Source organism: Paractinoplanes hotanensis (genome assembly GCF_023717965.1).
In the GTDB taxonomy this organism is placed as follows: Bacteria; Actinomycetota; Actinomycetes; order Mycobacteriales; family Micromonosporaceae; genus Actinoplanes; species Actinoplanes polyasparticus.
Window position 1 is genome coordinate 42,700 of sequence record NZ_JAMQOL010000065.1, and the last position, 22,273, is coordinate 64,972.

The 22,273-nt window shown below is 71.6% G+C and carries 18 protein-coding genes; 8 read left to right on the forward strand and 10 right to left on the reverse strand.

Annotated elements, in window-relative coordinates; all coding sequences use genetic code 11:
• Positions 1 to 12 precede the first annotated feature (12 nt).
• From LXN57_RS40015 to LXN57_RS40030, 4 genes are all read right to left on the reverse strand, one after another.
• The gene (locus tag LXN57_RS40015; RefSeq protein WP_251803500.1) at positions 13 to 585 is read right to left on the reverse strand and encodes a DUF305 domain-containing protein; all 573 of its coding nucleotides are present in this window, start codon (positions 583 to 585) and stop codon (positions 13 to 15) included.
• Between the two features lie 101 nt (positions 586 to 686).
• Positions 687 to 1,058, reverse strand: coding sequence for a VOC family protein (locus LXN57_RS40020; protein WP_251803502.1), 372 nt, complete (start codon positions 1,056 to 1,058; stop codon positions 687 to 689).
• 121 nt (positions 1,059 to 1,179) lie between these two features.
• Complete coding sequence (locus LXN57_RS40025; RefSeq protein WP_251803504.1) at positions 1,180 to 4,206, reverse strand: discoidin domain-containing protein; 3,027 nt, start codon at positions 4,204 to 4,206, stop codon at positions 1,180 to 1,182.
• Positions 4,207 to 4,466: 260 nt separating this feature from the next.
• Positions 4,467 to 5,567 carry a calcium:cation antiporter gene (locus LXN57_RS40030; protein ID WP_251803506.1) on the reverse strand — a complete coding sequence of 367 codons (1,101 nt, stop codon included), beginning with the start codon at positions 5,565 to 5,567 and terminating at the stop codon, positions 4,467 to 4,469.
• 118 nt (positions 5,568 to 5,685) lie between these two features.
• On the opposite strand from LXN57_RS40030, the gene LXN57_RS40035 reads away from it, so the two are divergent.
• The gene (locus LXN57_RS40035; protein WP_251803508.1) at positions 5,686 to 6,687 is read left to right on the forward strand and encodes a glutathione S-transferase family protein; all 1,002 of its coding nucleotides are present in this window, start codon (positions 5,686 to 5,688) and stop codon (positions 6,685 to 6,687) included.
• Between the two features lie 11 nt (positions 6,688 to 6,698).
• Here LXN57_RS40035 and LXN57_RS40040 read toward each other — a convergent pair whose 3' ends face one another.
• The gene (locus tag LXN57_RS40040; protein ID WP_251803510.1) at positions 6,699 to 7,343 is read right to left on the reverse strand and encodes a Rossmann-fold NAD(P)-binding domain-containing protein; all 645 of its coding nucleotides are present in this window, start codon (positions 7,341 to 7,343) and stop codon (positions 6,699 to 6,701) included.
• 100 nt (positions 7,344 to 7,443) lie between these two features.
• On the opposite strand from LXN57_RS40040, the gene LXN57_RS40045 reads away from it, so the two are divergent.
• From LXN57_RS40045 to LXN57_RS40075, 7 genes are all read left to right on the forward strand, one after another.
• Positions 7,444 to 10,218, forward strand: a complete 2,775-nt coding sequence (locus LXN57_RS40045) for an SWIM zinc finger family protein (RefSeq protein ID WP_251803512.1) — start codon at positions 7,444 to 7,446, stop codon at positions 10,216 to 10,218.
• Positions 10,219 to 10,285: 67 nt separating this feature from the next.
• Positions 10,286 to 11,347, forward strand: coding sequence for an ATP-binding protein (locus LXN57_RS40050; protein ID WP_251803514.1), 1,062 nt, complete (start codon positions 10,286 to 10,288; stop codon positions 11,345 to 11,347).
• Positions 11,340 to 14,105 (forward strand): DUF5682 family protein, encoded by a 2,766-nt coding sequence (locus LXN57_RS40055; protein ID WP_251803515.1) that lies wholly within the window; start codon positions 11,340 to 11,342, stop codon positions 14,103 to 14,105. The genes LXN57_RS40050 and LXN57_RS40055 overlap by 8 nt, the downstream gene beginning before the upstream one ends.
• Complete coding sequence (locus tag LXN57_RS40060; protein ID WP_251803517.1) at positions 14,102 to 15,310, forward strand: VWA domain-containing protein; 1,209 nt, start codon at positions 14,102 to 14,104, stop codon at positions 15,308 to 15,310. The genes LXN57_RS40055 and LXN57_RS40060 overlap by 4 nt, the downstream gene beginning before the upstream one ends.
• Before the next feature lie 10 nt (positions 15,311 to 15,320).
• A complete protein-coding gene (locus LXN57_RS40065) occupies positions 15,321 to 16,082 on the forward strand; it encodes a class I SAM-dependent methyltransferase (RefSeq protein WP_251803519.1) in 762 nt (253 codons plus the stop codon).
• An 88-nt stretch (positions 16,083 to 16,170) separates the two neighbouring features.
• Positions 16,171 to 16,611 carry a nitroreductase family deazaflavin-dependent oxidoreductase gene (locus tag LXN57_RS40070; protein ID WP_251803521.1) on the forward strand — a complete coding sequence of 147 codons (441 nt, stop codon included), beginning with the start codon at positions 16,171 to 16,173 and terminating at the stop codon, positions 16,609 to 16,611.
• 138 nt (positions 16,612 to 16,749) lie between these two features.
• Complete coding sequence (locus LXN57_RS40075; protein ID WP_251803523.1) at positions 16,750 to 17,895, forward strand: DUF5925 domain-containing protein; 1,146 nt, start codon at positions 16,750 to 16,752, stop codon at positions 17,893 to 17,895.
• Positions 17,896 to 17,988: 93 nt separating this feature from the next.
• On the opposite strand, the gene LXN57_RS40080 is transcribed toward LXN57_RS40075, so the two are convergent.
• From LXN57_RS40080 to LXN57_RS40100, 5 genes are all read right to left on the reverse strand, one after another.
• A complete protein-coding gene (locus LXN57_RS40080; protein WP_251803525.1) occupies positions 17,989 to 18,279 on the reverse strand; it encodes a DUF1540 domain-containing protein in 291 nt (96 codons plus the stop codon).
• Positions 18,280 to 18,383: 104 nt separating this feature from the next.
• Positions 18,384 to 19,583, reverse strand: a complete 1,200-nt coding sequence (locus tag LXN57_RS40085; protein WP_251803528.1) for an adenylosuccinate synthetase — start codon at positions 19,581 to 19,583, stop codon at positions 18,384 to 18,386.
• On the reverse strand, positions 19,580 to 20,536 hold the full coding sequence (locus tag LXN57_RS40090) for a hypothetical protein (RefSeq protein WP_251803530.1): 957 nt from the start codon (positions 20,534 to 20,536) through the stop codon (positions 19,580 to 19,582). The genes LXN57_RS40085 and LXN57_RS40090 overlap by 4 nt, the downstream gene beginning before the upstream one ends.
• 10 nt (positions 20,537 to 20,546) lie before the next feature.
• On the reverse strand, positions 20,547 to 21,437 hold the full coding sequence (locus tag LXN57_RS40095) for a molecular chaperone DnaJ (RefSeq protein ID WP_251803531.1): 891 nt from the start codon (positions 21,435 to 21,437) through the stop codon (positions 20,547 to 20,549).
• Entirely contained in the window at positions 21,434 to 22,186 is a 753-nt protein-coding gene (locus LXN57_RS40100; protein WP_251803533.1) for an NUDIX hydrolase, read from the reverse strand. The genes LXN57_RS40095 and LXN57_RS40100 overlap by 4 nt, the downstream gene beginning before the upstream one ends.
• Positions 22,187 to 22,273 lie beyond the last annotated feature (87 nt).

The window sequence follows — 22,273 nt, forward strand, 5'->3', positions numbered from 1 at the left end:
CGCCCGTTTCTTTTATTCGGCCGGCGTGCTCGGCATTGTGGACAGTGCGACCCCGCGGGTGCGCAGAATCTGCAACGCCAAATCCCGGGTCTGCGGCTCGACCCCCGATTTCTCCTCGCTGCGGGCCAGGCTCTCGCTCTGTTCCAGATGGGCCCTGATGTGCTTGATGACCGTCTCGTCGAAGGCCGCGCCGGCCAGCGAGGCGGCCTCGCGCACCTGCTCGGCGGTGACCATCCCGGGCATCGGCATGCCCTCGTGCGGGTTCTCGTCGGGCAGGCCGGCCCGCGCGTGGAGCTGGCGCAGAATGCTCAGCTCGGCCTCGGTGAATGCCTTGACCTGCACGGCCATGGCCAGCGTGGCCGGCGTCGTGGTGCGCTTGGGCACCAGCGTGAGCAGCGGCAGCACCTGCTCGTCCATCGCGATGTTGATCTCGATCCAGGCCAGGTCGGTGCCGCCGAAGCCGGCCGCCGCGACGGGCGCCGCCGAGGCGCCGGCGGACGGGGTGGTGGCGGCGTCACTCCCCGTCGCCGAGCAGCCCGCCAATCCGAGCACACCGACGAGCAGCAGACGGGGAAAAGCTTTCACGTCCGCGATTCTGACCGTTTAACGGCATCGGTGTCAATGAGTCGATATTGATGCATGTTTTTGTTATTCGCGCACTCGTTCCCCGTCGCACATGATGGGAATTACGCGCTCTCCCAGAGGCCGATGAGATTGCCCTCGGTGTCGTGGAAGTAGGCGCTGAAGCCCATCGTGCCGACCGGGGACCGGCCGATGGCCACCTTGCCGCCCAGCTTCTCGATCCGGGCCACCGCGTCGTCGATGCTGTCGACCCCGATCGTGATGACCGGGGCGGTGATGGGCCCCTGGCGGGCCAGCAGGCCGCCGTTGATGCCGCCCTCGGTGGGCCGGCCCTGCTCGTCGGTCGGCGTCGTCGTGGCCAGCGAATATTGATAGCCGGGCATCGAGTTGAGCTGCCAGCCGAAGGCCTCGGCATAGAACGTCGTGGCGCGCTCGCCGTCCTCGAACGGCACCTCGAAGTGGATCACCTTGTCCATCTCGCCACCTCCTTGCCGACGACCCTAGAACTCCGGGCACGGCGCAAGAAGGGTCGAAAGTACGGGGTCACCGCGACGAAGGACGCCGCGACCGAGGCCGCGACGCCCTTCGTCAGGGTGCTCAGCGGCGGTAGACGCCGAACTCCCACAGCGAGTACCCGTACGAGGTGGCCCGGGCGACCCCGTTCATCCGGACATAACGACCGGTGCCCGAGACGCTCAGCTCGTCGAGGCCGCCGTCCCCGCTGGTTGTCGCGTAGACGTCGGCCCAGGTGGAGCCGTCGTTCGAGGTCTGGATCCGATAGCCGGTCGCGTACGCCGCTTCCCACGCCAGCCGCACGTGGTTGAACGACTGCACCGAGCCCAGGTCGACCTGCAGCCACGCCGTGCCGGTCCATTCGCTGGCCCAGCGGGTGCCGTAGTCACCGTCGGTCGCGTACGAGGGCAGCTGCGGCCCGTTCGTGCCGGTCGGCTGATAGGTGGAGGCTGTGGTGGTCCGGCCCCGCGACAGGTTGGCGCCGGTCTCGGCCGGCGCGACCACGCGGATCGACTTCTGCTCGATGCCGACGTTGCCGTGCCCGTCGAAGGCGTACACGTAGACCTTCCACACCCCGAGCCGTTCCGGGGCCTTGGCCGTGAACGTGCCGTTGCCGTTGTCGGTGAAGGTCACGTTGGTCAGCCCGGTGCCGCCGCCCGCGTGCTTGTCGGAGTACATGAGGTTGTAGCGGATGAGGTCACCCTGCGGGTCACCGGCGGTCACCCCGACGGTCAGGGAACCCCCGGCCGGTACGGCGGTCTGGTTCGAGACCGTCATGGCCGTGATCTCCGGCGGCGTGTTGGCCGGCGTCTGCCCGGTCCAGGCCCGGCTCAGCGAGTAGTAGCCGTGCCGCCGCCACCCACCGGTGAACGTGTTGAGCCAGACCCCGCCGAAGTCGTTCTCGAGCCCGTAGTGGAACTCGGTCGCGCCCAGCGCCACCGTCGGGTGGGCGTTGATCGCGGCCCAGCTGCTCGCGTACTGATCGCGCTTCTGCAGGTCGGTGGGCTCGGTCGGCACCCCGTTGACGTCGTTGGGCACCTCCCACTCGCCCGCCGGGCCGGCCTCGGTGATGATGTACGGCTTCGTATAGCCGCCGGCCTGCCAGTCCGGGTAGATGTTGCCGATCGCCCCGTACGAGTTGACCGCCAGCAGATCGAGCGCCGGCGCGTGCTGCTTGTAGTAGGGCCACGCCCCGGTGTAAGCGTCGGTCGAGGTCACCGGGTGGTTGGGGTCGGCCGCGTGGATGGCCACCGCGACCTCGTTGACGAACCTGGCGTACCCGACCCGCCGCGCCTCGACCTCGGCCGCCGGCAGACCGTGGTCCTGCATGGTCAGGATGACCTCGTTGCCGACGTCCCACATCAGGACGCCCGGGCTGTTCTTCAAGTTGTTGACCCGCGCCACGATCTCGGCCTTGACCGAGTTCTTGTACGCGGTGTCGTTGACGTAGTCGGCGCCCTGGTTCAGCCAGTGCCCGACGATCACCTTGATGCCCTGCCGGGCGGACCGGTCGAGCAGCGTCGGAGTGTTCGCGTCGTCCACTCCCCAGGTGCGGATCGTGTTGACGCCCATGTTCCTCAGGTCGCGCATGTACCCGTCGGCCGCGGCCTGCGGCGGTCCGTAGGTCAAACCCTTCACCTGGTACGGGGCTCCGTTGACCTGCAGCTGCCAGTTGCCCTGGCTGCCGGTCACCCGCACCACGTTCGGCGCCGCCGGCGCGGCCGGGTCGGTCATCGCGGCCGGCACAGTGCCGGTCGCCGTGCGGGCCACGCTGACCGAGTCGACGCTGAGCACGCCGCCCGAGGTGGTGTCCGCGGTGGGGGTGGCGCGCCCGGCGATCGCGTTGGGCAGCGAGCCGCCGATGGCCAGGTCGAGGCGCAGGAAGAAGCCGTGGTGCACGGCCGCCCGCCACGCCGTGACGCCCACCTGCGACTGCCGGACGACCCAGGTCTGCCGGCCGTCGAGGTAGAAGCGGATCTCCTCGTCGGTCTTGGTGCGGTCGATGATCTGGGTGTATTCGTGGTAGCCGGTCTGGCAGCCGGTGCAGCTCGCGAACCCGGACGAGCGGCCGTTGTACTCCGCGCACGGCCCGCCCGGGGCGGTGCCGCAGTGCAGGGTCTGCGCCAGCTGGCTGCGACCGTTGACGCCGGTCATGATGTCGGTCTCGCCGACCCCGGGCCAGTTGTTGTAGTTGCCGCGGTAGGCCGCACCGGTGGCCCGGAAGCCGGGCCAGTAGCCGAGCGCGTTGGCCACCGACGGCTGCTTGAGCACGGCGGTGAACTTGGTCTGCTGCCCGGCGAGCGGCTCGAAATCGGTCCGCTGCGTCTCGAGCCGGCCCGACGTCCAGTTGCCGCTGCCGTCCCGGATGGCCTTGATCGACAGCTTGCCGGCGCCGTCGAGCGACACGTTGGCCGTGCTGTTGCTGGCCGTCTCGACCTCGCCGGTGCCCCAGTTGGCGGCGCCGCCGGGATAGGACGTGCCGGTACGCATGAGCCAGTTCGCCGCCGACGGCGACGTGCCGGCAGCGCCGTCGAAGGTGTCCTGCCAGACCGTGGTGAAGTCGCCGGGCGGCTGGGTGGTCGGCGGCGGGTCGGTCGGCGTCGTGCCGCCGGTCGAGCCGTAGACCTTGAACTCCCACAGCGAGTAGCCGTAGCCGCCGTTGCGGGTGGTGCCGTAGAGCCGCACGTACCGGCCGCTGCCGTTCACGGTCAGCGTCTCGGTGCCGCCGGCGCCGCCCGTCCTCGTGTAGATCGAGGTCCAGGCGTTGCCGTCGGGTGAGGCCTGGATCTGGTACGCCGTGCCGTACGCGCCCTCCCACTGCAGCACGACCGAGGTGATGGTCGCGGTGGCGCCGAGGTCGACGCGCAGCCACTGCGGGTCGGCGAACTGGCTCGACCAGCGGGTGCCGGCGTTGCCGTCGGTGGCGTTGGCGGCCACCGTGTCGGCCGTCTCGTTGGACGAGGCGGTGGTGGGCTTGCCCTGCGAGAGCAGGGTGTCAGCGGCGTAGGCGCCGTGCGGCGCGGCCAGGGTCAGGTACGCGGCCGCGAGGCCGAGCACGAGGGGGATGACGAGGCGCCGCCACACGCGGGGCGGGGAGTAAGCCGGGTTCACGGGGACTCCTGGGGATGTCGGGACGCCGGGGAAAGCGCTCTCCATGAATGGCCGAAGTGTTACGCCGGGCTTTCACGCGTGTCAATAGCCGACGGTGAGTCACGTCCTCTGAATAATCTCGAAACCACGCATTACCGGCTTTCGGCGGGCCGAAGGGGCAAGGGGCCCATTGTGGCTTGGAGAGCGTTCTCCAAGGTCTCGCGCCGCGAATGTGCAGCCGGGCGATCGGTCCTCCGCCGGACGGGCGGACCCGAACGCGGCTACGGGCTGGCGGCTAGGAAGAGGAACGCTGCCATCAGGGCCAGGTGGACGCCGCCCTGCAGCACGTTGGCCCGGCCGGGGACGATCGTCAGGGTGCCGACCACGACGGTCAGGGCGAGCAGCACCATCTGGGTGCCGCCCAGGCCCAGCAGCAGCGGGCCGTCGAGCCAGATCATCGCGATGGCGATGGCCGGGATGGTCAGGCCGATGCTCGCCATCGCGGAGCCGACCGCCAGGTTGAGGCTGGTCTGCACGCGGTCGCGGGCGGCGGCGCGGACGGCCGCGATCGTCTCGGGCAGCAGCACCAGCAGGGCGATCACGACACCGACGACGCCGGGCGGCAGGCCGATCGACTCGACACCGGACTCGATCGACGGTGACACGCCCTTGGCCAGGCCGACCACCGCGATCAGGGCGACCATGAGCACACCCAGGCTGGCCAGGGCGAGCCTGCCGCTCGGCGGGTCGAGGTGCTCCTCGACGTCGATCACCTTGCCGCTCGACGTGATGGGCAGGAAGTAGTCGCGGTGGCGGCGGGTCTGCACGGTGACGAACAGCAGGTAGAGCGCGAGCGACGAGACGGCAGCGAAGGCCAGTTGGGCCGGCGAGAACTGCGGGCCGGGGCGGCTCGTCGTGAAGCTGGGCACCACCAGGCTGAGCGTGGCGATGGTGGCGACCGTGGCGAAGGCGCCACCCGTGCCCTCGGCGTTGAAGACCGCGACGTGCCGGCGTAGCGCGCCGACCAGCAGCGAGATGCCGAGCAGGCCGTTGCAGGTGATCATCACGGCCGCGAAGACGGTGTCCCGGGCCAGCGACTGGGCCTTCTCGCCGCCGCTGATCATCAGCGTGACGATGAGGGCGACCTCGATGATCGTGACCGCCACGGCCAGCACCAGCGACCCGAACGGCTCGCCGACCCGGTGGGCCACCACCTCGGCGTGGTGGACGGCGGCCAGCACTGCCCCGCCGAGCAGGCAGGCGGCCACCACGACGACAACCGACGGCAGGTCGCGACCCCAGGTGAACACGAGCGCGACGACGGCGATGATCGGAACGAACACCGTCCACCGCGCGAGATAGCTTCCGACTCTGGCCGCCATCAGGCAACTCTGTCAGATCCGTCCGTGGTCGGTGCCCCGCCTGCGGGCGAATGCCGCCGATGACCCGGACATCGTCTTTCGGCGGGCGCATGCTCACCGGACGAAGCAGGATGGGGGCATGGCGTACGTGAACCCCCAGGGCGAATTCTCCCGGGACCAGCGGTACATCGCGACCCGGATCACCGAGGACGGCCGGGACGGCTACCCCGTCGAACCCGGCCGATACCGGCTCGTGGCCGCCCGTGCCTGCCCGTGGGCCAACCGCGCGATCATCGTGCGGCGGCTGCTCGGCCTCGAGGACGTGCTCTCGATGGGCATCTGCGGCCCGACGCACGACGAGCGCAGCTGGACCTTCGACCTCGACCCGGGCGGACGCGACCCGGTGCTCGGCATCGAGCGGCTGCAGGAGGCGTACTTCAAGCGCTTCCCGGGCTACGACAAGGGCATCACCGTGCCCGCGATCGTCGACGAGCCGACCGGGCAGGTCGTCACCAACGACTTCCCGCAGATCACCATCGACCTGTCGCTCGAGTGGACCCGCTACCACCGCGAGGGCGCGCCGAAGCTCTATCCCGAGGAGCTGCGCGACCAGATCGACAAGGTCAACCGGTTCGTGTTCGCCGACGTCAACAACGGGGTCTACCGGGCCGGGTTCGCCGGCACGCAGGAGGCCTACGAGAAGGCGTACGACCGGCTCTTCGCCCGTCTCGACCAGCTCTCCGAGCTGCTGGCCGGGCAGCGCTACCTGGTCGGCGACACGATCACCGAGGCCGACGTGCGGCTGTTCACGACGCTGGCCCGGTTCGACGCCGCCTACCACGGTCATTTCAAGTGCAACCGCAGCAAGCTGACCGAGATGCCGGTGCTATGGGCCTATGCCCGCGACCTGTTCCAGACGCCCGGATTCGGCGACACCACGGACTTCGTCCACATCAAGCAGCACTACTACATCGTCCACAAAGACATCAATCCCACCGGGATCGTGCCCAAGGGCCCCGACCTGAGCGGCTGGCTGACCCCGCACGACCGCGAGAAACTGGGCGGCCGCCCCTTCGGTGACGGCACTCCCCCGCCACCGCCGAAGCCGGCCGAACGCGTGCCGGCGGGACACGGCGCCTGACGTCTGTTCCGTCAACGAAAATCGGCGTTCTCGACGATGTGGTGGGGGAAGCCGACGCGGGCGGCCCGCAGCATGGCCCGGCCGACCTTGTCGGTGGAGGTGACGTACTTGGGGGCGATGCGTTCGAGCAGCGGGACGATCGGGCCGGCCGCGGTGTAGAGCGCGTTGTACCAGCCTGTCCTCGAGCGGATGCCGTGCATCGGCTGGATCATGCCGGGGCGGAAGGCGTAGCCGTTGGGCAGCAGGGCGATGATGTCCTTCTCGGCCCGGCCCTTCACCCGCGCCCACATCTGGCGGCCCTGCGCGTTGGTGCCGGCGCCCGAGACGTACACGAAGGTCGTCTGAGGGTTGAGCTCGGCGAACGTGCGCGCGGCGGCCATCGGGTAGTCGTACGAGATCCGGGTGTACGCCGCCTCGTCGAGGCCGACCGACGAGATGCCCAGGCAGTAGAAACAGGCGTCGGCGCCGCGCAGGTCGTCCTTGATCGGCGACAGGTCGGTGAAGTCCGCCGGCTTCACCTCGCGCAGCTTGGGGTGCGAGACGCCGGTCGGTGTACGGATCACCGCCAGCACCTCGTCGACGTCGGGCGCGAGCAGGCTCTCGCGCAGCGCGCCCTGGCCGACCATCCCGGTCGCTCCGAAGACCACGACCTTCATCGTTCCTCCCGCGGTGAGCCCTGCCACCGATCATTTCACCGCTCCGGGCGGCCTGAGCGGGGGCGGCGAAATTGTCGTACCTCCCGCCTAGGGTTTGCCCGTGACCGTTGAACGATGGCCGGCCGCCCAGGTCGAGACGCTCGCCCCCGATGCCCCGTCGGTCAAGGCTGCCCGCGGCCTGTCCTCCCCCGGGTCGTGGTCGGCCGCCGGGCGGCTCGACGACATCCTCTGGGGACAGTGCCGCAATTATCAGGTCTGCGTCGATCTGGCCGGTCCCGCGTTCAAGTGCAACTGCCCCAGCCGCAAGATCCCCTGCAAGCACGCGCTCGGCCTGCTGATGCTCTGGTCCGAATCCGATCTGCCGGCCGGCCCGGCGGCCGAGTTCGCACGCGAGTGGCAGGCCGCGCGGGCCGCCCGGGCCGCGGCCAAACCCAAGGCCGCCGCCGCGGCTCCCGATCCCGCCGCCGCGGCCAAGCGGGTCGAGCAGCGTGCCGAGCGGGTCGCCGGCGGCATGGCCGAGCTGCGCCGCTGGCTCGACGACCAGATCCGCCAGGGCCTGGCCGGGGCCCAGCGCGGCGGCCACCAGCCGTTCGAGGCCATGGCCGCCCGGCTGGTCGACGCGCAGGCGGGCGCCGCGGCCGGCGCGGTGCGGCGGCTCGGCTCGGTCGCCGGCGTCGGGCCGCAGTGGGCCGACCGCCTGCTCGGTGAGCTGGCCCTGCTGCGGCTGCTCGTCGCGGGCTACGACCGCCTGCCCGAGCTGCCGCCCGAGCTGGCCGCCACCGTCCGCAGCCGCATCGGTTTCCTGGTGCCGACCGACGAGGTGCTGGCCGGTCCCCGCGTCGCCGACCGGTGGCAGGTGCTGGGCCAGGTCGAGTCCGACGAGGGCTCGCTGACCACCCGGCGCACCTGGCTGCGCGGCTCCGGCCACGGCCGGTTCGCGCTCGTGCTCGCGTTCGCCGCCCCCGGCCAGCCCCTCGTCTCCGACCTCGTCCCCGGCACCGAGTTCCGGGGCGAGCTGGCGTTCTATCCCGGCGCGGCCCCGCTGCGGGCGCTGGTCGCCGAACGGGTCAGCGCGGCCGAGCCGTTCCGGGCGCCCGACGGCGCGGTGACCCTCGACGAGGCCCTGGCCGGCTATTCGGCCACGGTCGCCGCCGAGCCCTGGCGCTTCGACGCTCCGGTGCTGCTCACGGGGGTTGTGCCGAGCGACGACGGCTGGTTGGTCGACGAGTCCGGCGCCGCCCTGCCGCTCGCCTCCGGCCACCGCGAGCCCTGGTGGCTGCTGGCCGCGGCCGGTGGGCGTCCGGCGACGGTGGCGGCCGAGTGGTCGCCGATCGGCCTGCGCCCGCTCGCGGCCTGGGTCGAGGGCGCGTTCGTGGCCGCCGCTCCCCCGGCGCCCGGCCCGGCCGCCCCGCGCCACGCTGAGCTGCCGCCCGAACTGCTGGCCGCGGCACTGGTCGGCACCAACCGCCGTCCCTGGGCCGGCGAGTCGTCGCTGCTCGACGCGGCCGCCGTGGCGCTCACCAGGCGCCGCGCAGGCGTGCGGCCGGGCGCTGGTCATGCGGCCGTACCGGCTGCCCCCGACGAGACCACCGCCCCGTTGCCCGCTGCGGCCGGCGCCCGCGTGCAGCGCATCCTGGCCGGGGCCGTTCCCGGCGGCGGCCAGCTCGCGCAAGAGCTGCTGGCCCAGTGGCTCACCGCCGCGGCCGAGAGCGGCCGGCACGTGCCCGCGGTCGTGCTGCCCGCGCTGCTCGACGCGGGGCGCCGCAACTCGATCGTCCGCCCGGCGCTGGCCCGCGTCGCCGGCCACCGCGGCTCCTGGCTGGCCGGCATGCGGGCCGACTGGCGCTGGCTGCGCGACGAGACGCCGGTGGCCGTGGTCCTGGCCGACTGGCACACGGGCAGCTCGGGCGAGCGGCTGGGCCACCTGACCGAGCTGCGGGCGACCGACCCCGCCCAGGCTCGGGAACTGCTCGAGAGCACGTGGGCCGAGGAATCCTCCGACGACCGGGCCCGGTTCCTCGGCGCCCTGGCCACCGGCCTGTCCCTGGCCGACGACCCGTTCCTCGAGCAGGCCCTCGACGACCGCCGCAAAGAGGTACGCGAGGCCGCCCTCGGTCTGCTGCGCCAACTGCCCGGCTCCCAGCTGCGCACCCGCATGAAAGAGCGGGCGCTCACCCTCGTGCGGCGCGAGCGCCGGTTGCTGGGCGCCGACCGGCTCACGGTCACCCCGCCCGACGAGCTCGACGCGGCCCTGCGCCGCGACGGCGTGGCCGCCACGCCCGCCCGTGGCATCGGGGTGAACGCCTGGCTGCTCGAAGAGATCGTCGCGGCCGCCCCGCTCGACTCGTGGTCCGACCCCGCGACGATGCTGCGGCTGGTCCGCGGCAACGACTGGGAAGGGCCGCTGCGGCACGGCTGGGCCAAGGCCGCGGTCGTGCAGCAAGATCCCGCCTGGGCCGCCGCCCTGCTGCGCGACTCGTCCGGCTCGCTGCGGGAAGCCGTCCGATGGGACCTGCACCTCGTGCTGCCGCCCGACGAGCTCGGCCGGCTCGCGGCCGACGCGTTGCGCCGCGACGACGGGCTGGCCACCCGGCTGCTGGCGCTGCACCCGGGTCACTGGCCCGAGGAGCTGTCCGTCGCCGTGCTCGAGACGATCGCCCACCGCGCCCGCACCGACCGGCACAGCTGGCAGCTGGGGGAGCTGTGCCGCGCGGCCGGGCTCTCCATGCCACCCGGTTACGCCGACCTCGTCGGGCGCCTGGCCCGCCAACTCGACCAGGAACCCGCCGACGCCTCCCGGGTGCGCCCGGTCGCCGACCTGGCCCGCACCCTGACCTTCCGCCACCAGATGCTCGACGAGCTGAAGGCGGCCTGACCACACCCGATTTTCTGTCAGAGGTGGGCGATAGCCTTCGGCTCTGGCGAAGACCAAGGAGCTTCACGTGACCGCACTGCGCCCGCACGCCGAGGACCAGTACGCCGAAGAGCTGGCCCTGCTCGCCGCGGCCGACGACCGGCCCCGCCCGCCCGGCTGGCGGCTCTCCCCGCAGGCCGTGGTGACCTACCTGCTGGGCGACGGCGCCAAGATCACGCCGAAGTACGTCGGACCCCGCCGCCTCATGGAGGTCGCGGTCTCCACCCTCGTCACCGACCGCGCGCTGCTGCTGCTCGGCGTCCCCGGCACGGCCAAGACCTGGGTCTCCGAACACCTGGCGGCGGCCGTCTCGGGCGACTCGACCCTGCTCGTGCAGGGCACTGCCGGCACGGCCGAAGAGGCGATCCGCTACGGGTGGAACTACGCCCGCCTGCTCGCCGAGGGCCCGACCGACGCCGCCATCGTGCCCAGCCCGATCATGCGGGCGATGCAGACCGGCACGATCGCCCGGCTCGAAGAGCTCACCCGCGTGCCCTCCGACGTGCAGGACGCGCTGATCACGATCCTCTCCGAGAAGACCCTGCCGGTGTCCGAACTCAACACCGAGGTGCAGGCCCAGCGCGGCTTCAACCTGATCGCCACCGCCAACGACCGCGACCGGGGCGTCAACGAGCTGTCGAGCGCGCTCCGCCGCCGGTTCAACACCGTGGTGCTGCCGGTGCCCGCCTCGGCCGACGACGAGGTCGAGATCGTCGCCCGCCGGGTCGCCCAGCTCGGCCGCTCGCTCGACCTGCCCGAGGTGCCGGCCGCGATCGAAGAGATCCGCCGCGTGGTGACGGTCTTCCGCGAGCTGCGCAGCGGCCTCACCGAAGACGGCCGCACCAAGCTGAAATCCCCCACCGGCACCCTGTCCACGGCCGAGGCGATCTCGGTGATCACCAACGGCATGGCGCTGGCCGCCCACTTCGGCGACGGCCGGCTGCACCCGGGCGACGTGGCCGCCGGCATCCTCGGCGCGGTCGTCAAAGACCCGGTGTCCGACGGCGTCGTCTGGCGCGAATACCTCGAGACCGTGGTGCGCGACCGCCCCGACTGGCGCGACTTCTACCGGGCAGCCCGCGATGCCTGAGCGGCTCTACGGCATCCGCCACCACGGGCCCGGCTCGGCCCGCGCCGTCGTGGCCGAACTCGAGCGGCAGCCGCCCGAGGTGCTGCTGGTCGAGGGGCCGCCCGAGGCCGATGCGCTGGTGCGCTGGGTGGCCGACGCCGGCCTCGAGCCGCCGGTGGCCCTGCTGGGCTACGCCTCCGACGATCCGCGGCGGGCGGCGTTCTGGCCGTTCGCCGTCTTCTCACCGGAGTGGCAGGCGATCCGGTGGGCGGTCGAGCGGGGCGTGCCGGTTCGCTTCTTCGACCTGCCGTTCGCGTACCGCCTGACCGGCGACGCCCGCCCGGCTCCACGGCCGGCTCCGTCCGACACTCGACCCGTTCCGGGCGGCACCGGCCCTGCCGCTGTGGCGCCGACTGACGGCCCCGCTGCTGTAGCCCCGGCCGACGGCCCCGCCTCCGTGGCCCCGGCGCACAGCCCCGCCTTAGCGGCCCCGGCAGACGGCCCCGCCGCTTCGGTCCCGGCTGACGGCGGGGCCCACGCGGAGAAGGGCTCGGACGCTGCGTCGGCCGCGCCGAGCGGATCGGACGGGGGGAGGGCTCCGGGTTCCGTGACGCTGGGGCGGCCGGACTCCGACATCGCGCCGGACGCGGCCGACGCGAAGAGCGAACCGGGCGCCGTGTCGCCAGACGATTCCTACGGAGTTTCGGGCGCCCCGCGGCCGGACGGCTCTGAGACCGGTCCGGGAGCCCCGCAGCCGAACGACTCTGACGCCGGTCCGGGCACCTCGCAGCCGAACCCCTCTGGCGCCGGTCCGGGCACCTCGCAGCCGAACCCCTCTGACGCCGGTCCGAGCGTTGAGCCGCCGGGCGGCTCTGATTCGGAGAGTGCGCCAGGCGATGGGGAACTGCCGGAGGAGGCGACGCCGCGGCGGCCGGTGGATCCGATCGGGGAGCTGGCCGCGGCGGCCGGTTACGATGATCCGGAGCGCTGGTGGGAGGACGTCGTCGAGCACCGTGGGCTGCCGGCGTTCGAGGCGATCGCCGAGGCGATGACGGCCATCCGCGACGAGTCGCCGGAGGACCCGGACGACCTGGTGCGGGAGGCGTACATGCGCACCGTGCTGCGGGAGGTGCGCAAGACCTACGACGACATCGCCGTCGTCTGCGGGGCCTGGCACGTGCCGGCGCTCACCCGCAAGGTCGCCGTCAAGGACGACACCGCGCTGCTCAAGGGGCGCAGGAAGGCCAAGGTCGACTTCACCTGGGTGCCATGGACCTACGGGCGGCTGGCGTCCTGGTCGGGCTACGGCGCCGGGGTCAATTCGCCGGGCTGGTACCACCACCTGTTCACCTCGGCCGACGAAGTGGTGCCGCGCTGGCTGGTCGACGCGGCCGGCGTGCTGCGCTCCGAGGGTGTGCCCACCTCGTCCGCGCACGTCATCGAGGCGACGCGCCTGGCCGAGGCGCTGGCGACCCTGCGCGGGCGCCCGCTGGCCGGGCTGGCCGAGGTCACCGAGGCGGCCGAGTCCGTCATGTGCGACGGGGAGCCACTGCGGGTCGAGCTCATCACCCGCAAGCTGGTCGTCGGCGAACGCCTGGGCGGGGTGCCCGACGACATGCCCGCCGTGCCGCTGGCCAAAGACCTGGCGGCTCAGCAACGCGCCGTCCGCCTCAAGCCGGAGGCGCTGGAGCGCGTCGCCGACCTCGACCTCCGCACCGAGACCGGCCTGCGGCGCAGCCATCTGCTGCACCGGCTGCGCACGATCGACGTGCCGTGGGGCGAGGCCGTCACGACCAGAAGCAACACCGGCACATTCCGCGAGGAGTGGCGCCTGCGCTGGCAGCCCGAGTTCGCCATCCGCCTCGTCGAGGGCAGCATGTACGGCACCACGGTCGCCGCCGCGGCTACGGCCAAGGTGGTCCGGGCGGCCGACAAGGCTGAGACGCTGGCCGAGGTCACCGCGCTGGTCGAGACGTGCCTGCTGGCCGACCTCTCCGGCGCGTACCCCCAGGTTCTGGCGTCGCTCGACACCCGGGCCGCGCTCGACGCCGACGTGAACCACCTGATGGCGGCGATCCCGGCGCTGGCCCGCACGCTGCGGTACGGCGACGTCCGGCGTACGGATGTGGCCGGGCTGGCCGAGGTGACCGCGAGCCTGCTGGGCCGGGTCTGCGCGGGGCTGCCGTCGGCCGTCGGCTCCCTGTCCGACGAGGCCGCCAAGGTGCTGCGCGACCGCATCGACGGCGTCCACACCGCGGTCGGCCTGCTCGAGGACGACGACCTGCGCGAACGCTGGATGTCTACGCTGGCCTCGCTGGCCGGGCGGGCCGACCTGCACGGCCTGCTGGCCGGGCGGCTGACCCGCCTGCTGCTCGACGCCGGCCGGCTCGACGGCGCCGAGGTGCGCCGCCGCCTGCGCCTGCCGCTGACGATCGGCACCCCGCCGGCGCACGCGGCGGCCTGGGTCGAGGGCTTCCTGTCCGGCGGCGGTCTGCTGCTCGTGCACGACGACGCCCTGCTCACCCTGCTCGACGACTGGCTGGCCGACATCCCCGCCGAGGCGTTCGACGACGTGCTGCCGTTGCTGCGCCGCACGTTCGGCGCGTTCGAGGCCGGCGAGCGGCGGGCGATCGGCGAACGCCTGGCCGGCCCGCGCGCCCCCGACGACGAGGCGGCAGCCGGCGGTCTCGGCTTCGATCCCGCCCGCGCCGACCTGGTGCTGCCCACGCTGAGCGCCCTGCTGGGCCGCGACATCACCCCCACCGCGGAGACCCGATGAGCGACGACACGACCGACGAAGTGACCCGGGAACGGCGGCGGCGCTGGCGGATGGTGCTCGGTGGGGCGGCCGAGCAGTCGCTGGGCAAGGCCGAGGGGCGGGACGGCGCGATGGACTCGGCGCTGGCCGCGCTCTACGAGGGGGGCGGCGGGGACGCCGACGAGCGCAGCAACCGGCGGTCGGCCGGGCTGGGCGGGTCGGCGCCGAAGGTGGCGCGGTGGCTGGGCGACATCCGGGAGTATTTCCCGAGCACGGTCGTACAGGTGATGCAGCAGGACGCTATCGAGCGGCTCGACCTGTCCCGGCTGCTGCTCGAACCGGAGATGCTCGGGGCCGTCGAACCCGACGTGCACCTGGTCGGCACGCTGCTCTCGCTCAACCGGGTCATGCCCGAGAAGACCAAGGACGCGGCGCGCCAGGTGGTGCGCACCGTGGTCGAGCAGTTGGAGAAGCGGATCGAGCAGAAGACCCGGGCGGCGATCAGCGGGGCGCTCAACCGGGCCGCGCGGATCAACCGGCCGAAGCACGCCGACATCGACTGGAACCGCACGATCCGGGCCAACCTCAAGCACTACCAGGCCGAGCACCGCACGGTGATCCCCGAGCGGCTGATCGGGTACGGGCGGCGGACGACGGCCGTCCAGCGTGACGTCGTGCTCTGCGTCGACCAGTCCGGGTCGATGGCGGCCTCGGTGGTGTTCTCGGGTGTGTTCTCGGCCGTGCTGGCGTCGATGAAATCCCTGCGTACGTCGCTGGTCGTCTTCGACACGGCGGTGGTCGACCTGACCGAGCAGCTCGACGACCCGGTGGAGGTGCTGTTCGGGACCCAGCTGGGCGGTGGCACGGACATCAACCGGGCCATCGCGTACAGCCAGCAGTTGATCACCAGGCCCCGGGACAGCATCTTCGTGCTGATCAGCGACCTGTACGAGGGTGGCATCCGCGAGCAGATGCTGCGCCGGGTGGCCGAGATGACCGCGGCCGGCGTGCAGGTCGTGGTGTTGCTGGCGCTCTCCGACGAGGGGGCGCCGGCCTACGACCACGACAACGCGGCGGCCCTGGCGGCGCTGGGGGTGCCGGCTTTCGCTTGCACGCCGGACGCATTCCCCGACCTGATGGCGGCCGCGATCGAGCGTCGCGATCTTCAGGCTTTCGCCGCGGCCCAACAGAACGAGGCGGTTGTGAGGGGCCGCTCCGGTAACTAGCGTGATGAGCATGAGTGCTTACCTGAGCAACCCGCAGATCTGGCAGGAGAGCTGGGACCGTCAGCAGGAGGCGTTCCTGCCCGACCGCGAGGAGCGGTTCGCCGCGATGCTGTCGGCGGTGGCCGCCACCACCGACGGCCCGGCGCCGCGGGTGCTCGACCTGGCCGGCGGCACCGGCACGATCTCGCTGCGCACGCTGGCGCGGTTCCCGCAGGCGCGCGTCACCGTGCTCGACCAGGACCCGGTGCTCATGGCCATCGCGACGGCCTCGCTGCGCGACCGCGGCCACATTGTCGACGCCGACCTGAGCGACCCGGGCTGGCGGGCGAAGCTACCCGAGGAGGGTTTCGACGCGGTGCTCACCGCGACCGCCCTGCACTGGCTCCCGGCCGAGCGGGTGGCGACGCTGTACGGCGAGATCCGCGAGGTGCTGCGGCCGGGCGGCATCTTCGTGAACGCCGACCACATGCCGGAGGAATCGCTGCCGACGCTGTCCGAGCGGCTGCGCGATCACGGCCGGGCCGAGCGCGAGGCGCGGTACGCCGCGGGCGCCGCCATCGGGTGGGGCGATTGGTGGGCCCTGGCCGCGGCCGACGAGCTCCTCGCGCCGAAGGCGATCGAGCGGGAACGCATCTACCCGAAGACCCGCCACGCCCAGGAGTGGAACCCGCCGGCGCTGTGGCACGTCGACGCGCTGCGGGTGGCCGGCTTCAGCGAGGCCGGCGTGCTGTGGCGCGGCGGCACCGACGCCGCCGTCGTCGGTCTGCGCTGACCCCCGCTCGGGACGGGATGGCGCGGCGCGGTGGTGGGCTTCGCGGAGCGACGGTCTGCATAAGCGACGAAAGGAATACGGTTACGTCATGCCATTGAGTGGGGAGTACGCGCCGAGCACGTCCGACTGGGCGCGCAAGCAGGCCGAGAAGATCGAGGGCACGTCCGGCGCCGAGGGTAACGAGCTGCAGGGATATCCCGTGGTGTTGCTGACCTCCGTCGGCGCCAGGAGCGGGAAGCTTCGCAAGACGCCGCTGATGCGGGTCGAGCACGAGGGTGAGTACGCCGTCGTGGGGTCGCTCGGCGGGGCGCCCAAGAACCCGGTCTGGGTCTACAACCTGCGCAAGGAGCCGCACGTCGAGCTGCGTGACGAGACCGAGGAGCACGACTATCTCGCCCGCGAGGTCGAGGGGGACGAGCGGGCCGTCTGGTGGGAGCGTGCGGTGGCGGCGTTCCCGAACTATGCCTCGTACCAGAAGAAGACCGACCGACTCATCCCGGTCTTCGTCCTCACCCGCCTGCCGGAATAGCCCCGGCCACCGCCTGGAGACGGGGCCGGCTGAGCCTCGCGACGGAGCACGCGTGGGGCGGGTGGTTGTGGGGCTTGATCGAGCCTTCGTCGCGGAAAAGCGGGTGCCATCCGGGCCACCACGGACGATCATCGGGGTATGCGTACTCCCCACCAGGCGGTCGAGCGGCTCGGCGGCCGGCACGTGGACGCGGCGACCACCGTGCCCGCGCCGGCGGCCCTGCCGCTGGCCGGCGCGGTGGACGACGGCGACCGCCTGGTCGACGTGGTGGACCTGCTAGCGCTCGATGCCTTCGTCACCGGGCGGGAACCGTACGGCCGCAGCAAGTACCTCGAAAATGTGCGCTCCGACGCCCCGCTGATCACCGATGACGCCCGCGTCGTGCGGGACGCTGTCGACGACGACGGGCAGGGCCGGCTGGCCGTCGGCGAGGGCTGGACGTTGCACGTCAACCGGTGGAAGCAGAGCCGCCGCGCCCGGGTCACCGTCACCGCGGTCAGCGCCGAGCTGGCCGAGTCCGTCCTCGAGGCGGCCACTCTCGACGCCGTCGAGGAGCCCACGCCCACACCGGACAACGTGCCCATCGGCTTCTGGCACTTCGGTCAGCACGGCCCGCGCCGGGCCGCCCGCGAGATCGACGCCGCGCCGTGGCCGGCGATCCGGGGCAACTACAGCGGCGTGGTGGCGGCCACCCTCGAACGCCTGATGGCGCTGACCAGCGAGTCGATCAGCGGCCGCCTGCTGCTGCTGCACGGTGAGCCGGGCACCGGCAAGACGACCGCGCTGCGGGCGCTGGCCCAGCAGTGGCGCTCGTGGTGCCAGGTCGACTGCGTGCTCGATCCGGAACGCCTGTTCAACGACCCGGCCTACCTGATGAGCGTCGCGCTGGGTAGCGACGACGAGAACGAGCCGCGCTGGCGCATGCTCATGCTCGAGGACTGCGACGAGCTGATCAGCGGCGAGGCCAAGGCGAGCGCCGGCCAGTCGCTGTCGCGGCTGCTCAACCTGACCGACGGCCTGCTCGGTCAGGGCCGCAACGCGCTGATCGCGATCACCACCAACGAGGACCTGGCCTCGCTGCACCCGGCGGTCGTGCGTCCGGGGCGGTGCCTGGCCAGCATCGAGGTCGGGCGGCTGCCGTACGCCGAGGCAGTCACCTGGCTGGGCCGCTCGGCCGGCATCGGCGCGTTGGGGGCCACGCTGGCCGAACTGTACGCGCTCAAGACGGGCAGCGAGCCGGTGACCGTGCCGAAGAGCGTGCCCAGCACGGGCATGTATCTGTAACAAGAAAGGCTATCCAAACAAAGGGTCGCCTAACCTCATAAATGCGCCAGCCGTTGCTCGGGAGCAACGGCGGGCGCAAATAACGACAATCGATCAGGCCTTTTCGTACGTCATGCAGTCGGCCTTCTCGCCGGACTCGCCTACGACGATGGCCGGGGCGTGGCACTCGAGGTCGGCGTTGTGCTTACAGTCGGCGCGCTTACACGCCCCCACCTGCGCAAGAGCCTTACCTGTGCCACCCTTGTCACCCGACACGTAGGTGTCGCACTCGGCCGAGATGGCGCTGCCGATGGTGACCGCGAAGGCGGTGCACCCACCGTTGTTGTAGCCACAGCTCGTCGCGGTGCACGTCTGAACGCGGGGCATTTCCAGCATCTGCGTCATGGGATCATCGCCTCCATTTTCGTCAACCCGTCGGCTCGACGATAAACCATTTCCCGGAAATGCCGAAACCACACCACGAATTTGTTTGTTTAGGTTAGCCGCACCTAATAGATGTGATTCACCGTCTTCTTGTCGGCCGCCGAGGGCCCATAGGACTCGACCACCACCGGGGCGGACAGAAGGTCTTCGATGGCCCCGGCCCAGTCGTCCGGCCGCCGCAGCACGCCCGGTCCGGCCCGGTTGAGGCGGGACGTGAGCGCCGCCTGGTAATCGAGATCGCGAGCGGGTCCCGGCTCGATCCGGGTCCACGGCTCGCCGTCCAGGGTGTACGACTCGCAGATCCGCAGCGCCGGGCAGCGGTCCGGGACGTCGAGGTGGGTGACCGCGAGCCCGTCGACACCGCCGGCCACCTCGATCGCGTACCGGTGGGCGACCGCGTCGAAGTGCCCCACCCGGAAGGCGCCCTGCCACTCCCCCGTCGCGTTGTGCCCCTCGGGCAGGTCGAGCGCCGGATCCTCGGTCACGAACGGTCCCGCCCCATGCCGGGTGGTGTACGTACGCACCACTCCGAGCCGCCGGAACGAGTCGCAGAGCGCGGCCGCGTTGTCGAACGTGGTCGTCGACCAGGTCGTGTGCGGGTGCCACCCCCGCCACTCGTCGAGGAGCACACCCTGCGCCCCCTCGAAGACGCACGGCCCCTCACGCAGCAGCTTCTCCTCGTAGCCGGAGACGATCGGCACCGTGCGGCCGAACGCCAGGAACGCCTCCAGCACGTCGTCGAGCGGCACGCCGGCGGGCCCGAGGCGGGACTCGACCTCGGCCAGCCGGCGGCGCAACCTCGTACGGGAAAGGGTGTCGGAGACGCGCGGGGCGTCGGCGTGACTCAGCGCGTACGCCATGGTCTCCCCGACGCCCAGGCCGCACGATCCGTGACGGTCCCCGCCCCGCTCCCGCTCGCGTCGCTGGTTGGCCGCCCGGTGCCAGGGGGTGGCCAGTAGCGCATCCCCGTCCACCGTGAGCAGCTCGTACGGGTTGCCGAGGGCGGCCCCCTCGGCGGCCAGCGTGAGCGGATCGACCACCATGAACCGGGTCAGGTGGGTCGGGACGCCCCGCAGCGTGCCCGACCCGAACTGCGCGAACGTGTGCTGCCGGCCGTCCTCGGTGACCACGTTGTGCGCGGCCTGCGCGCCCCCGTTGAAGCGCAGCACCGCCCTGCGTTGCTCCCGGGCGCACAGAGCGTCCACGACGGTGCCCTTGCCGGCATCCCCGTAGCCGAGGTCGACCACCGCGACGTGCTCGGTCACAGCCGCTCGTTCCCCGAACCCGTGGTGCCGATCGGCAGCTGATTCTTGCGGACGACGCCGCCACGCTGCAGCGGAGCCAGCGCCTTGCCGACCGTCCCGCGGTGTGTGGACCCGGAGTCGACCAGATCGTCGAGCCCCGCGTCGAGGTCGATGGTGCCCTCGCCGAGACCCACCGTGAGGGCGATCGTCTCGCACACCGCGTCCAGGTCGTCGAGCTCGAGCACGTTCTGTCCCAGCAGTTCCCGCCACCGCTTCAGCACGTCACGGTTGCCGCCGTGACCGGCCGCGGTCGGCAGCAGGTAGTAGACGTCGTACGTGCGGGTCAGCTCGGCGACGATGGCCTCGGTGCTCATCTTCTCGGCGCGCTCCCCGAGGAACTTCTCGACCTCGCGCGGCTTGAGCTTCGCGTACGGCATCTCGTCACCGATGAGGAACAGGTAGCCGCGGCGGCCGCGCTTTTCGAACGAGTCGAGCGCCGTGTGCCGCGCCATGAAATACATGGCCAGCTCGTACGACTCCATCATCTGACCGCCGCCACCCCCTTCGAGCACGATGCGGGCCAGGTCGTCGTCCATCCGGTTGTCCGACTCGAACTGCCCGATCTGCAGCGGCACCCGGTCACAGCTGGCGTCCCCGACCGCCCCGAACAGAATGTGCGGATCGGTCGCGTACGACTTGCGGGTCAACAGCCCCAGCAGCTGCGGCAACTTGGTCTGCAGCACCCGCGGCACCCCGCCCATCGAGCCCGTGACGTCGAAGAGCACGGCGATGGGCGTACTGAAGGGGTGCTCTTCGTTGTCGCGGCTCTCCCGCTTCGCCACGCCCCTGGGGTCGAGGGCAGGGTGTGCCTTACGGGCGCCACTGTCGCTGTACGCGAAGGCGCTCGCACCGGTGGCCCGGCGATAGTTGTCGGCTGCGGTGTACACGTCGGTCGACCAGCGTCCGCTTCCCATGTCTTTCTCCTCAGATCGTGAAGGGCCGGAAGGTCCGCGGCCCGTACAGGCTGTGCAGGACTTCATCGAGCTCGCCGAGCAGCCGCCACGCGTCCTGCGGTCGCATGCGCGGCTTGTCGTAGGAACAGCCGTCGGCGAACCTCCGCAGCTGTTTGGGCGGGTCCTTGATCAGGCGGGTCATCAACCCGGTGGCCATGTAGATGTCGGTGGCCGGGCCGGCGGTTTTCTCCCGGAGAACCTCAGGCGGGTACGCATCCCGTTGCCGGGCGACGATCGCCTTGACGTGCGGGCCGGAATAACACCAGTCGACCAGCGCGAGACCGTGTTTCTCGGGGTGGATGAGCACGTGCTCCGCGAGGACCGCCCCGTGGATCACGCCGGCCCGGTGGGCCCAACCGAGCCCGACCAGCAGCCGCCGCCACATCCAGGCCACGTCCCGGGGATCGATCTGTCGTCGCAGGTCACTCAGCGGCACGAACCCGATCAGCCGTTGCAGAACGTTCACCCGCCGCCGTTTACGCTCCGCGCCCTCGTGGAGATAACTCTCGATCAGCTTCGGCGCGTACGGCCGGTACTTCGGATCCCCGTGGTCGCGCAGCGCCGTCAACGCGGTCGCCTCGGCCGCCATCAGGTCGCTGTCGGCCGGGCTGCGCGGGATCTTGAGCAGCCCGCGCGGGTCGGTGATCAGGTCGGCGATGTCCCCGACGGCCACCTGCCGGCTCCACTGTTCGTAGAGCTTCGACAGTTGCGCGAAGGCCCGGTTGGCGGCCGCGCTCTGCGCGCCGGTCACGGCGTCCGGGTGTACGGCCTTCGCGTACGCGCGGTAGGCCGCCTCCCCTTCCCCCAGCTCGGCGAAGCTGCCGGCCCGCTCGATCCGAGCAACGGCCTCTGCGAACATCATCGGACACCGTCCTCGCGGGTGGGCCGCAGCAGCGCCGGGTGCAGCAGCTGAGCGTCGCCGGCCCGGTAGAGCTTGGCCTTCGGACCACCGCGTTCGCCGCCGCGGGCCGCGGTCTCGCCTGTGCTCTCGACAAAGCCCGGCACGGAAAGCACCTTGCGGTGAAAGTTGCCGGCGTGGAGGTCCTCGCCCCAGACCGCGGCGTAAACCGCCCGCAGCTCGCTGATTGTGAACTCGCCACCGACGAAGGCCGTGGCCAGTGGGGTGTACTCGAGTTTGGCCCGAGCCCGGTCGAGCCCGTCGGCGACGATCGCGTCGTGGTCGAAGGCGAGGCCGGTGGCCCGCTCGATCGGGGTCCAGTAGGCGTTAGCGGCATCCGAGCCGGCTCGCGGATCGGGAAGGCTCGGCGCAAATGCAAGATACGCGACCGAGAACACCCGCATTCGGGGGTCGCGACCTGGGTCGCCGTAGGTCTGGAGCTGTTCCAGGTGGACGCGAGCGAGGGGCCCTTCGCCGGGGCGGAGGCCGGTCTCCTCGGCAAGCTCACGGAGAGCGGCGGCGTCCAGCGACTCGTCCCGGACGAAGCCGCCCGGGAGGGCGCGGCGGCCGGCGAAGGGTTGCTCGCCACGCTCGACCAGGAGGACGCAGAGCTGACCGTCCCGGACGGTCAGTGCGACGACGTCGACGGTGACCGCGACGGCCGGGTATGACCCGGGGTCGTACCCGGCCAGGAACTCGATCTCGTCCCGCACTTCAACCACCTACCAGTTAATCTCGGACCGAGTATTTCTTGGTCTGAGAATAACATAGCAGCGAACGTCCGTGCGGTGCCAAGGGCA